Origin of the sequence: Citrobacter sp. Igbk 16 (assembly GCF_028069755.1) — a bacterium.
Taxonomy (GTDB): Bacteria; Pseudomonadota; Gammaproteobacteria; order Enterobacterales; family Enterobacteriaceae; genus Citrobacter.
Genome location: NZ_JANEWJ010000023.1, coordinates 69,881 through 82,681, shown reverse-complemented (window position 1 = coordinate 82,681; position 12,801 = coordinate 69,881). Strand labels below are relative to the sequence as shown.

The 12,801-nt window shown below is 52.9% G+C and carries 11 protein-coding genes and 1 pseudogene; 7 read left to right on the top strand and 5 right to left on the bottom strand.

The features are described 5' to 3' along the window. Nucleotides 1-201: 201 nt before the first annotated feature. Nucleotides 202-771 (top strand): DJ-1/PfpI family protein, encoded by a 570-nt coding sequence (locus tag NNO03_RS15760; RefSeq protein WP_271449952.1) that lies wholly within the window; start codon nt 202-204, stop codon nt 769-771. A 56-nt stretch (nt 772-827) separates the two neighbouring features. Here NNO03_RS15760 and NNO03_RS15755 read toward each other — a convergent pair. The 3 genes and pseudogenes from NNO03_RS15755 to NNO03_RS15745 all read right to left on the bottom strand — a co-directional run. After that, nucleotides 828-962, bottom strand: a pseudogene (locus NNO03_RS15755) (SAM-dependent methyltransferase); the annotation flags it as partial. Nucleotides 963-1,053: 91 nt separating this feature from the next. Next, nucleotides 1,054-1,311 carry a YjhX family toxin gene (locus tag NNO03_RS15750; protein ID WP_048212521.1) on the bottom strand — a complete coding sequence of 86 codons (258 nt, stop codon included), beginning with the start codon at nt 1,309-1,311 and terminating at the stop codon, nt 1,054-1,056. A 217-nt stretch (nt 1,312-1,528) separates the two neighbouring features. Then, the gene (locus tag NNO03_RS15745; RefSeq protein ID WP_271449951.1) at nt 1,529-2,155 is read right to left on the bottom strand and encodes a LysE family translocator; all 627 of its coding nucleotides are present in this window, start codon (nt 2,153-2,155) and stop codon (nt 1,529-1,531) included. Between the two features lie 109 nt (nt 2,156-2,264). Here NNO03_RS15745 and NNO03_RS15740 point away from each other — a divergent pair, with 109 nt between their 5' ends. The 3 genes from NNO03_RS15740 to foxA all read left to right on the top strand — a co-directional run bounded on the left by NNO03_RS15740 (nt 2,265) and on the right by foxA (nt 6,499). Then, on the top strand, nt 2,265-3,170 hold the full coding sequence (locus NNO03_RS15740) for a LysR substrate-binding domain-containing protein (protein ID WP_271449958.1): 906 nt from the start codon (nt 2,265-2,267) through the stop codon (nt 3,168-3,170). A gap of 115 nt (nt 3,171-3,285) precedes the next feature. Next, a complete protein-coding gene (locus NNO03_RS15735) occupies nt 3,286-4,269 on the top strand; it encodes a helix-turn-helix transcriptional regulator (RefSeq protein ID WP_271449950.1) in 984 nt (327 codons plus the stop codon). Nucleotides 4,270-4,390: 121 nt separating this feature from the next. After that, nucleotides 4,391-6,499: a ferrioxamine B receptor FoxA gene (gene foxA / locus NNO03_RS15730; RefSeq protein ID WP_271449949.1), complete on the top strand. Its 2,109-nt coding sequence runs from the start codon at nt 4,391-4,393 to the stop codon at nt 6,497-6,499. Nucleotides 6,500-6,603: 104 nt separating this feature from the next. Here foxA and NNO03_RS15725 read toward each other — a convergent pair whose 3' ends face one another. Both NNO03_RS15725 and NNO03_RS15720 read right to left on the bottom strand, forming a co-directional pair. After that, complete coding sequence (locus NNO03_RS15725) at nt 6,604-7,113, bottom strand: hypothetical protein (RefSeq protein WP_271449948.1); 510 nt, start codon at nt 7,111-7,113, stop codon at nt 6,604-6,606. Nucleotides 7,114-7,294: 181 nt separating this feature from the next. Next, complete coding sequence (locus NNO03_RS15720) at nt 7,295-9,457, bottom strand: TonB-dependent siderophore receptor (protein ID WP_271449947.1); 2,163 nt, start codon at nt 9,455-9,457, stop codon at nt 7,295-7,297. A gap of 446 nt (nt 9,458-9,903) precedes the next feature. Here NNO03_RS15720 and NNO03_RS15715 point away from each other — a divergent pair, with 446 nt between their 5' ends. Genes NNO03_RS15715 through NNO03_RS15705 form a run of 3 tightly spaced genes read left to right on the top strand, consistent with a single transcriptional unit; the run spans nt 9,904 to nt 12,790 of the window. Further along, the gene (locus tag NNO03_RS15715) at nt 9,904-10,731 is read left to right on the top strand and encodes an ABC transporter ATP-binding protein (protein ID WP_271449946.1); all 828 of its coding nucleotides are present in this window, start codon (nt 9,904-9,906) and stop codon (nt 10,729-10,731) included. Then, complete coding sequence (locus NNO03_RS15710) at nt 10,728-11,741, top strand: iron ABC transporter permease (protein WP_271449945.1); 1,014 nt, start codon at nt 10,728-10,730, stop codon at nt 11,739-11,741. The genes NNO03_RS15715 and NNO03_RS15710 overlap by 4 nt, the downstream gene beginning before the upstream one ends. After that, entirely contained in the window at nt 11,738-12,790 is a 1,053-nt protein-coding gene (locus tag NNO03_RS15705; protein ID WP_271449944.1) for an iron ABC transporter permease, read from the top strand. The genes NNO03_RS15710 and NNO03_RS15705 overlap by 4 nt, the downstream gene beginning before the upstream one ends. Nucleotides 12,791-12,801: the final 11 nt, after the last annotated feature.

The window sequence follows — 12,801 nt, the reverse complement described above, 5'->3', positions numbered from 1 at the left end:
TTTCTCAACTATATATTTATAGATAATTTATATTTATTAAATGCGCTTTGTTTTATCTAACTCATAGAAGGCCCTTCTGGCGGGCCTCTGTGTAGACTGTGATCTAGCCGATTGTTCTGCGGTATTTAGTAATGTCCCGAGTCGTGTGAACTATAGTAAAGATGGCCGTTATTTCTCATTATTAATAACCGTGAGTGGGGGATGTGCATGAAGAAGATTCTGATGCTGGTCGGGGATTATGTCGAAGATTATGAAACGATGGTGCCTTTCCAGGCTCTGCAAATGCTCGGTCACCGGGTTGATGCCGTCTGCCCGGATAAAAAACAAGGCGACTATGTTCAAACCGCCATTCACGATTTTGATGGGGCGCAGACCTACAGTGAGAAACCAGGGCATCGCTTCACCTTGAATGCGAATTTCTCTGATGCACGCGAGGCGGATTATGACGCCTTGTTGATCCCTGGTGGGCGGGCTCCGGAGTATTTGCGTCTGAATCCGGATGTCATTCAACTGGTACAAGACTTTAACTCTGCGGGTAAACCTATCGCCGCTGTGTGTCATGGCCCGCAATTGCTGGCGGCAGCCGGGGTGTTAGAAAATCGGACCTGTAGCGCGTATCCAGCGTGTGCGCCAGAAGTTCGATTGAGCGGTGGGCATTATGCCGATATCGGGATTGACCAGGCGCACGTCGATGGCAATCTGGTTACCGCGCCGGCATGGCCTGCCCATCCTGCCTGGTTGGCTAAATTTGTTGAAGTATTAATGAAGTAACGGGTACTGGCTTTGCAGGTCGGTATAACCCATCCGGCTATACCGACTGCAAAAAATTACCGTTGCATGAGTGCGAATACCCCCCAGCCGAGATATTCCCGGGTAAAGGTGACATGGCGCCCCGGTGACGTCCTCAGTTGCTCTCTGACTTCCTGCGTAAAGTCATCGTTTGGGTTCACCTCCAGCCATCGAACTGCCCCCGCATGCCTGGGCAATATCTTTCGTGGCGGGTATTTGACGCCAGTAATAGTAAAAATTTTGGGAATATCCATCACTCTCTCCTTAGCGATTATCTAACTGGGCGCGAACATTGTTTAATCCGGTGGTGTTGATGCGGTAGGGCTGGCCATTGACGGATTTGATCAGTTTTTTGGTTCTGAGCTTTTTAAACACCTCAAGCGTGCAGTCGCAGAGCAGCAATCCTTCGCGGCTATAACATTCAACGGATGTGACGCGGCCAGCGCTATCTCGGACGTGCGCAATTCGGCCACCTTTGGCGAGAACGTGTAAGGTACGTTGTTCCTGACGGGATAAATTCATACTGGGAAACCTGTTTAATCATCATGTGCAAAACGTGCAAACACACTGTGGTGTCCGCATTCGATTTCGGCGCATTGATAACCAGTCCGGCCTGATAAGGTCGGCAAACTGATTATCTGATGATGACATTCTCCAGCATCAAAGCCTCGGGTTGAGTTGAAAGGTATTTACATGCTGAATGATAACAGGCAGTCCCTCGAGGGGAACCCTTGTGATGCTAATTTGTGATCTGTAACCGCAGTGCGGCCACATTGTAGATAATGCCAAACACCGCTACCGCCAGCAGGAACAGGGATGAGATAAAAACGCTGTATCTGACAAACCGCGTGGGCATCCAGCGTTTGAAAATCACGATATAAAATGACAGAACGGCAACGTCAAAAATGACCCATACCAGCGTGAGTATCAGCATGCTGGTGGCGAAATTATGTGTAATGGTGATGAACTGTGGAAAGAATGAAACGAAAAACAGAATATCTTTCGGGTTTGACACGCCAATCAGAAAACCGTTGATAAATCCCCCATGAGACGGCTGACGAGAGTCTTCGCTGGCGGCTTGATTTCTGGCCCACAGGCTGCAAAACGCGCTATAGCCGATATACAGCGATCCGGCGAGACCCAGCACACACAGCAGCAGAGGAGAGAGTGATACCACCCCCGCCAGCATCAGCGCAGCAAGCGCGAGCAGTAGCAATGAAGCACCGTTCGTTCCGCATAGCGTCATAAAGGCCTGGCGATAGCCGTACTGTACCGCCGTCGCGGTAATCAGCGCCACAACAGGGCCAGGCGTTAGCAACAGTGTTAGCACTGAGAGGCTGTATACAGCCAGTAAAGCGAGATTCATATCTGATGATCCTGACGTTATTTTTCATCAGTATTCCGCTTGCGTGTCACATTGAAAAACGAATAAAACTGCGCTCTACTGTGAGTAAAACTCAACATAGAAGCCGATGATGACGCTACCCCCGCTGTATGCCCTGAGAGCTTTTGAAGCTGCTGCCCGTCTGGGGTCCTTTAGTAAAGCGGCTATTCAACTGAACGTCACGCCTGGTGCGGTAAGCCGTCATATCCGTACACTGGAAGCCTGGTTTGGCTGCGAACTGTTTGTTCGTAGCGGCCCCCGTATTGAGATAACGCCTTCAGGACAGGGGTTAGCGCAACAGCTGACGGTCGGGTTTCAAAGTTTAGAACATGCCTGCCATGCTTTTCGTCGCAGCAGTCATGAGCTGCGGTTGAAAGCTCCCTCAACGTTGACCATGCGCTGGCTGCTGGATGTGCTGCGTCATTTCCGGGAAGCCCATCCAACGCCGGTGATTGAAATCTCCAGCGTGTGGATGGACACCGATTCCGTCGCATTCAGTCGCGAACCGTATGACTGTGCAATCCTGTTGGGGAATGGTTATTTTGGTGAGGATACGGACAGCCGTTTGCTGTTTCAGGAGTGGCTTATCCCGGTATGCGCGCCTGCGTTACAGGCTCAGACGCAAAGTGATATCGCCGCCTGTGAATTGATTCATCCTTCCGCCGATCGCCGCGACTGGCGTCGCTGGCTGCAGCGTACCGGGGTCTTTCCTGCGTTGAACCTGGCACGTGGCAAAGTGTTCGATACCCTGGAACAGGGGAGTCTTGCGGCAATGAGCGGGCATGGGGTAGCGGTCGCGGATCTGCTATTAAGCCTGACGGCTATTCAGACCGGGATGCTGGCGTTACCGTTTAAACAGGCGGTCGCGACAGGAGAAGGCTATTACCTCGTCTGGCCAAAAGCGTCAACCCGGCTTCGAAATATTGAGTTGCTGTATCGCTGGTTAAAAGAAGCTGTGCCTGAGGCTGACATGGCAGAACTGCTCTGGCTGGAATAACCCGCCGAACACCATATTGATAACAATTCTCATTATTATTGTTGTGTTGTGCGGGTAATGGTAATGTTGCCACCAGTCGTACGTTGCAAATTCTATTTCCTGTGCAGAAGACAGCATGAACAACACCACCGCCCAGAATACATCCGGACGTTTTACCCGCACCTTCTCCGTCAGTGAGTTTAGGGATTTTGGTGAGCGTTACGGGATCGATTACCGTTTTCCGTTGCTGGCGAAAAAACCGGGTCTTCCGTGTTCCAGTGCTGTGTTGCAAGGGGAAGTCGAGGAGATGATGCTCCCTTGCGGGATGTGCGTCACACACTCTGATGTACAGGTGCTGCAACCGTATGAAACCACCTCCCGGCACAGTAGCCCCTTGTATATGCTGGTGGTGCTGGAAGGTTGCGTGATACTAACGCTCAACGGGCAGGAACATGTGGTACGTTCTGGCATGGCGTTTAGTTCGCGTCTGAGTGAACACCAGGCAATGAGCGCCCGCCACCCTGCAGACTGCAAGCTACGGACGCTATCACTTGGGTTATATCCTGACGGGGCATGGCGCACAGGATTACTCGAATCCCTTATGCGTGAGTGGGAAAGCTGCCAGACGCCAACGCTTATTTGGCAGGTGCCGGGGTTTTTACTCAGCGGATTACAATATGCGCAGCAGGGCTCGCTCAGCCAGGTTTCCCGCCAGTTGATGCTGGAAGGGCTGATTTTACAATTAGTTGGTCACGGTCTCAGCGTTTGTCAGGTAGAGAGCGGTAAATGCCTCGCTGCCAGTGGCGAGCAGCAACGGCTGGAAAGTGTGCGTCGCCTGTTGGAGCAAACCCCTGAAAATGACTACACGCTTAACGAGCTGGCGCAGCGCGCAGCGATGAGCCCCAGCAGTTTGCGCAGTAAATTTCGCATGGCCTATGGCTGCTCGGTGTTTGACTACCTGCGTGACTGCCGCCTGGAGCGCGCGCGTGGCTATTTGTTGGAAGGGTATAGCGTACAGCAAGCGGCATGGATGTCTGGCTACCAGCACGCCACCAACTTTTCTACAGCCTTTCGTCGTCGCTATGGCTTCCCGCCTGGTGATGTTCTCAAACTTTGCTAATCCATTTTCCCGTTTTATGCGCGTGGCAGATTAATAATTTGGCGTTGCGCATACGCAACCTGGCATTCGGCATAGCGACTCCTGATACAAAAATGGCAATAATTCTCATTTACAATTAGATATGCCTTGGGAGATGTTCATGTTCGCGAAGACTCGGTTGGCGCTGCTGGTAGGATGGGTGACCGGCAGTGTGGCTTTTCCTCTGCTGGCGCAGGAAACACCAAAAAACGATACGGTGGTTGTCACCTCGCAAATGCAAAGTGGGGCAACCAAGCTTGCCACACCGGATATCGAAACGCCGCAATCGGTCTCTATCGTTACCCGTGAACAATTTGAAGAGCAAGGTGCAACCAGCGTGCGGCAGGCTGTTAGCTACACGCCTGGGGTGTACAGTAACCAGATTGGTGCCTCCAACCGCTTTGACTACATTGTGCTGCGCGGTTTCTCCGATGGTAGTCTGGACAACGTCTATCTCGACGGCCTGAAAATGATGGGCGACACTAACTCGCACAGTTCGCTGGTGGTCGATCCGTGGTTTCTCGACAATATTGAAGTGGTGCGCGGCCCGGCTTCCGTGCTGTACGGCCGATCGTCTCCGGGCGGGATCGTGGCGCTGACATCGCGTAAACCGTCGTTTGATGCGGGCGGAGAAGTGAAACTGTTTGCCGGAAACAACAATCAGCGCGGCGCTGCGTTTGATGTCACCGGGGCGCTGGACGATAACGACCGCGTGGCGGCGCGCCTGAGTGGCATGACGCGCTATGCTGATTCGCAGTTTGGCCCGTTGAAAGAAGAGCGCTACGCGCTGATGCCCAGTCTGACCTGGCGCATTACTGACCAGACGCGTCTTGACCTGATGGCCTATCTGCACCGTGACCCGGAAGGTGGCAGCCACTCCGGCCTGCCGTATGACGGCACCGTTGTGCCACACTATGGGCAGAAGATCGCCAACACCTTCTACGAAGGCGAGGATGATTACGACAAATACGATCGCCGTGAAAATATGGTCGGCTACAACATTGAGCACATGTTTGATAGCGGCTGGTCGGTGCGGCAAAAGTTACGCTATTTGCATACCGACGTTGAACTGAACCAGGTGTATGCGGCAGGCTGGTTGAATGAAACAGAGCTTAATCGCGGTTATTCCGGCTCAGACGAAAAAATGTCGGCGATTACCCTGGATAATCAACTGGATGGTAGTTTTGATACCTGGCAGGTCAATCATCGCTTGCTGGTGGGCATCGATTATCAGGATCGCAGCAACAATACTACCGGCTATTACGGGGCATTTCCGCCGATCGATGCGTTTAACCCGGTGTACGGGGCGAAGCCGGATTACATCAATATGTATGCACGCGAGAAGCACAAGTTGCGCCAGACGGGCTACTATTTGCAGGATCAGATGTCATGGGATCGCTGGCGTATAACGCTCGGTGGGCGCTACGATCAGGTGAGCATATCGAATATTGATAAGCAAAACGGCACTCGCAGCGATCTGGACAAAAATAACTTCAGCAGTCGCGCTGCTCTGCTTTATTTGTTTGATAACGGTGTTGCGCCGTACATCAGCTATTCCACCGCCTTTACGCCAACCAGTTTTGCTGATGAGAACGGTAACCTGTTGGAACCGATGAAAGGCAAGCAGTGGGAAGCCGGGCTGAAATATGAACCGGAAGGGTTGAATAGCCAGTTTAGCGCGTCGGTGTTCCGCATTAATCAGACCAATATTGCCACCAAAGAAGAGCCGACCGATCCGTACCGCTCGATTGGCGAAATTGAATCTGAAGGGGTGGAGCTGGAAGCTATTAGCCAACTGACGGACAGTTTCCGTTTGCAGGCGGCGTATACCTACACCGATATTCGCTATAAGAAAAGCAGCCCGGAAGAACAGGGTAAGCGTGCCGTTTATGCACCGCGCAATCAGGCCAGCACCTGGTTAAGCTACGATGTGAAAAGTGGCCCACTGGAGGGGCTGACGCTGGGTTCAGGCGTGCGCTACGTTAATGGTATTACCAGCGATCGCCTGAATACTCACACCCTGCCATCGTATACGCTGGTGGATCTGGCGGTGGGATATGACTTAACGAACATCGGTATAAAAGGACTGAGTGCGCAGCTCAACGTTAACAACCTGACCGATAAACGCTATGTCGCGGCCTGCAACTCGCTTTCTTATTGTTACTTTGGCGCAGAGCGCAGCATTGTGGGTAGCGTATCCTGGAAATTCTGAGTCTCTCTTTTTAGCCGGATGCGGCGCTGGCACCTTATCCGGCCTACGGTAGCGTGCAAATTGTATGCCTGATAAGCGCAGCGCATCAGGCATAGCGAGTGCGGCTATTTTGTAAAACCGTTTTGCATACAAATCTGCGCGCTGGTTCTCAGGGTGAAGGCTAACTTGTCAGGATACTGACTGTAATAGTTATGTTCTTCTTCCAGCCCTTTTGCCTGCGCCAGACGTACCGTCTCCAACGAACAGGTTCGGTAGATCAAATCTTTATTCATATTACTCTGCTTCTCGCGCTGTTTATCTGCAGACAGCGCCAGCCAGCGTTCTGAAAGCGTATAATCGTAGACTACCCGATTATCTTTCGCCTGAACGTTCTCAATGGTAATAAACTCGTCAATTTTCAACCTTGGCTGCCCGCGCATTTTTTTCTTATCTTCTGCGGCGGCATATTGCGCCAGCGCATTAATATCCATGCCGGCTATTTTTTGCTTATAGACTTCAACGTAAGCCGCAGGCTGCTGATAATGCTGAGCATAGGTATTTCTTAATTCCCCGTCACTCATTGAACAGCCAGCTAAAAATAAAGGTAATAGCAGCGTCAGTTTTGTTTTAGTCATAATGTTATCCCATTCATTATTGTGGTCCCCAGTCGCCCATAACAAAATAAACGTCATCGTATTACAGGTGATCTTTAGGGTTGTATAAACGGGGCGGCGACAGCACAAGTGCAATTATCTTAAAATGGTGGAGTAAGCGGGAAACCCTGCCAGAATTGGCAGGGTTAATGGATGAAGAAGATCAGAATTCCATTTTCACCGTGAACTGTACCTCTCGCGGATCGCCAATCTGATTACCCAGATTATTGGTGGCAATGGATGAGGTGTAATAGGTCTTATCAAACAGGTTTTTCACATTGAGCTGCAAGGTGACCGGATACTGCAGCTTCATTTTATAAGCAGCAAAGGCATCGGCGACAAAATAGCCCGGCAGATAATAGTCTGCGCCATTGGTTGCGGAACGGCGACTCACTCCATGACCCCCACCGCCAATCGTCAGGGTATTACCCATAAATGCATTCTGAATATCGTAGGTGAGGAATAATGAGCCGGTATGCTTCGGTACATTAGGCAGCGGCTTACCTTTGTAATCAGGATCTTCCGTCACTTTCGCGGCGGTATAACCGTAGCTGGCGATGATATTGGTGTTGGTGGTCAACGAACCGGCGACATCTACTTCCACGCCTTGTGAACGCACGCGACCCGCCGTTTTCGCCACGGTTTCGCCATTGATCATTTCGTTGTACAGCACATTGCGTTTATCAATATCAAACAGAGCAATATTGGCGGTGATGCCGTCAAAGATATCGAATTTTGCCCCCACTTCATACGCTGTTGAGGTTTCAGGTGGCAGTTCGCCAATATAACTGGCAATAGAATATTGCGGCATGAAGGATCGCGACACGTTACCGAACAGCGATACGGACGGCGTCAGTTTGTAAACCATACCGAATTTGGGCACCCACTGTTGGTCGGTACTGTCGGTATTGACGTTGAACGGACGGCCTTTGCCAGCGTATTCGGTGTAGTACTGATAACGCATCCCGGCGACGGCGATCCATTTATCGGTCAGGTACAGCGCGTCCTGCACATACGCAGAATAGCTCTCTTGTTGAATGGTCTGATCGCTATCAGCGGCAGAAACGTTAGTACATTTACCCAACGTACCGTAGACAGGATTATAAATATTGAACCCTTTTACGTTCTTGCAGCGGATCATGTCGGTGCGTAGCAGATCGTAGTTCTCATAAGAGACACCGGTGAGGATCTCGTTATAAAAGCCAGCGATATCGACGTTGCCCTGCAAATCGGCACGCGTGGCGTGCATGCGCTGGGTGGAGCCTTGAGTGGCATCTACACGGCGGGTCAGATTTCCGGTGGCAGAATCATAAGCCATCACGCGAGCCTGATTATCGCTGTATTTATCCTGGCTAAAGCTGTAGTCGAACTTCGCTGTCCATTCACTGTTGAAACGGTATTCGGCATTCAACTGCGCCAGATCTGATTCGCCATCGGTGATATTAAACGGCTCATCAAAACGGGTTTTGCTATCCACATTCACCGCGTGTTTGGTGTTGAGATCGAAAATGGTGCCGCGATCGAACGGGGCTTTATAGTCGCGATGTGAGTAGAGCACGTTGACGGTGGCGTTGTCGCCAAACCAGGTCAGGGACGGGGAGATGAAAGTGCTCTGATTCGTGCCGAAGTTACGCCAGTAATCCTCATGCTGATATTCGCCGATCAGGCGATAGGCTAACTGTGTGCCTTCAATCGGCCCGGTCACGTCAAACTGTCCTGTGCCGCCGCCGAAGCTGCTGGAGGTTGCTGAAATCGAACCGCCAAACTGCGTTTCCGGACGTTTGGTGACGACATTAATCAGCCCGCCGGGATCGAGAATCCCGTACAGGGTTGAGGCCGGGCCTTTCAGCACTTCCACGCGTGAGGTGGCGGCGTTAAAGCTGCGCGGCAACACGGTTTTCAGACCGTTGGTCATCACCGAGCCGTCACGGTTTGCGCCGAAGCCGCGGCGGACAAACGCATCCTGCGTGCCACCTAATGTGTTGGTTTGCACAACGTTACTGACGTTATACAGCGCTTCGTCCAGCGTCGTGACATGCTGATCTTCCAGAACGTTATCGCTGACAGTGTTCACCACTTGTGGAATATCCAACAATGGCATGGATGTCAGCGTCGCGGTGGACGAGCTCAGCGGTTGGTAACCCGATGTTACGGCCTGATCGGCAGAAGACGCATCTGCCCGAACAGTGATGGTATCTTCCCCTTTAGGCGGAGTTGTCTCTTTCTCCGCTGCTAATACCGTAGATGTTGTTGTCATGCCCAGAAAGAGAGCAGAGCACAATGCCCGCCCTTTCATCCCCGAAAAGTAAGTCGTTAACTCAGCCATTATTTTATTTATTCCGCAAAAGACCCTGCCAAAAATGGGCAGGGAAACAGTTTGATTCAATTCATTGCCCGGCTTGCCAGCCCTGCATTCATCCATCTGTAAACCGGCGTTACTGGCGTCAGATGTGTAATTGAGAATCATTCAATCATGGGCGTTTGTAGTAGTAAATGTAAAAATGAAAAAGAAACTACAGGCGATTCACCGCAATTTAACCGTCGTTTTTTTGAGGGTATTTGATTTTCAATGCATTGAAAAAGAATGATTTTTATTGATTTTTCAGCGTTTTTTATTTGTGCTTTAGTTGTTGGCTACAAGTGATGTAACTACAGGGTGTAATTGCTTGACTACTACAGTGCAAGCCAGCAAGATCACAAAGAGAATGAGTTTTATTTTTATTTAGAGAGTTACGTATGCAGGCTTTGCCATGCGGCGGCGCAGGAGTGAACATGCCACAGCATGTGGAAAATACCGCCCACAGAACGGGCATTGAACTACAACAGCTTTCTGCGGGTTATCGCCATAACACCATTGTCCACGATATCTGCCTCACTATCCCGCAAGGTAAAATGACGGTGCTGGTGGGGGCGAACGGCTCGGGTAAATCAACGTTGTTAAGCACAATCGCCCGTATGTTGAAACCGCACGGTGGCAGCGTATTACTGGATGGCAAAGCCATTCATCAGCAGCCCACCAAAGCGGTTTCACGGCAGCTCGGGATCCTGCCGCAATCCCCATTGGTGCCCGAAGGACTCACCGTTTTCGAACTGGTATCGCGCGGGCGTTTTCCCTGGCAGAACATGCTTTCGCAATGGACGGTCGATGACGAACGCGCCGTGGAGCAGGCACTCCAGTTGACCGGAACGGCTGATTTTGCGCATTTACCGGTAGAGAGCCTTTCCGGTGGGCAACGTCAGCGCTGCTGGATTGCGATGGCGTTGGCACAGCAAACGCCGGTCATCTTGTTGGATGAGCCGACTACGTTTCTCGATCTGCGCTATCAGGTGGAGATCCTCGAACTGCTGCATTCACTGACTCGCCATCATGGCCGTACAGTGGTTGTGGTCCTGCATGACCTGAATTTTGCCGTGAATTACGGGGACATGCTGGTGTTCCTCAAACAGGGGACATTGCAGGGCGTCGTGCATGATGGCGAAAACTGCACGCCCGAGTTGATTAAGCATGTATTTGACGTCGACGTGCAGATGTCGGTGAATCCTCTCACCGGCAAACCGTTCTTTATGCCGTTCCGCGCGCCGGGCGGGCAGGCGCAATGACGGTCATGGCAACCACACAGGCTCGTCGCCGTGGCCGGTTTATGCTGGCGCTCCCCGTGTTAACGCTGTTGTTGTGTGTTTTGGCGGTGGTGCACCTGGGTGTTGGCGCACGCACTATCAGCCCGCAGACCGTCGTACAGGCGCTGTTCCACTTTGATGCGAAAAATTTTGACCACCGGATTATTGTCTCCTTACGTCTGCTGCGTATGACGGCGGCGATGCTGGTCGGCGCGGCGTTAGGTGTTGCGGGTGTGCTGTTGCAGGCATTGATTCGTAATCCGCTGGGAGAGCCGCATATTCTGGGACTGAATGCCGGTGCGGCGTTTGTCGTTGTGTTGTGTGCCGCGCTTGGCGTGACGGGGGCAAGCCAGCCATTGCTGGCGGCAGGCGGTGCTGCGGCACTCTTTTCGTTGGTGATGGCGCTTTCATCTGCCGGGCGCGGTGGCTTAACGCCGCTGAAGGTCACGTTGTGCGGCGTGGCGTTGTCGGCCATGGTGTCATCGCTGACTGCGGCGATCCTGATTCTGGATGAACAAACCCTGTTGGCAATGCGCACCTGGCTGGTGGGTGATCTCGCGGGTCTGCATTGGGAAAGTGTCAAAAGCGCCGTTCCCCCGTCGCTTGCCGGTATGGTGCTGGCGCTCGCTATCGCGCCGGGCCTGAATATTCTGGCCCTCGGAGACCGTATGGCCTGTGGGTTAGGGGTGAACATTCTGCGCATACGCGTGCTGGCGATGATCGCCATTGCGCTGTTGTGCGGTGCGGCAGTCTCTGTCGTGGGGCCGCTGGGGTTTATCGGCCTGTTAGTACCTAACGTTATCCGCCGTCTGGTAACAGACGATATTCGTCAGATGCTACCGACGTCGGCATTGCTGGGTGCGGCGCTGCTGCTGCTGGCGGATATTGCCGCCCGCACGGTGCTGGCTCCGCAGGAGCTGGCTACAGGGATCATGACCGCCCTGGTGGGTGCTCCGGCGTTTATTTTCATTGCGTCGAGGTTTTTGAAATGAACGATATGCTGCAGCGTGCAGGGCTTCGTGCATGGCGGGTTGGGGGATTTTCTCGTGTCATTCGTCCCAAAACCGTGCTGTACAGCCTCGGCCTGACGGTGCTGGCCATCGCATTACTGCTGTTCGGCGTGATGCAGGGTTCGCTCCCGGTTCCGGCTTCCGCTATCGGACGGGCGGTGTTTGACCCTCAGGCGTTGACGGCTCAGCAACAGTATGTCGTTTGGGATGTTCGACTGCCGCGACTGCTGATGGCGCTTCTGTGCGGGGCGATGCTCGGATTGGCCGGGGCGGCAATGCAATCGATCACCCGCAATGGGTTGGCCGATCCCGGGCTTATCGGTGTCAAAGAAGGGAGTTGCGTGGTGGTGCTGGCCCTGGTGCTGCTTTTCCCGTCCGCAAGTCTGGTCTGGCGGCCCCTGGCGGGAATGGCCGGTGGCGCACTGGTCGCCACACTGGTGATGCTGCTGGCCCGTGATTTCTCCCGGCCTCGCTTCGTGTTGATAGGCATTGGTGTGTCATGGTTCTTTGCGGCGGGAATGGGCGTATTTATGACCACCGCCGATGTCCGTGACGTACAGACTGCGCTGGTCTGGCTGGCGGGCAGCCTTCATGCCGCCACCTGGCCACTGCTGCTGGTGGCGCTGGTCTGGACGTTGCCTGCGGCCATTATCTTATTTGCCACGGCGAGAGCTTCGGATGTGGCGCTACTTGGCAATGCGACGGCAACGGGGCTGGGTGTACATCTACCCCGACTGGCGTTGTTGCGTTTTCTCGCGCCGGTTGTACTCACCGCCGCCAGTGTTGCCTGCGTGGGTAGCCTCGGTTTTGTCGGGTTGATGGCGCCACACATGGCACGATTCTGGCTGCGTGGCGGACAAACAGCGCTGCTGTGGGGAAGTGCGTTGATCGGTGCGTTGCTGGTGCTGGTGACCGATACCGTGGGTCGTCTGGCGTTTGCACCACTGCAAATCCCTGCAGGGATCGTCATTGCCCTGGTCGGTGGACCGTTCTTTTTACTGTTGCTCTGGCGTCGCCGGGATCGTTTGTAATTGTTAAGAGG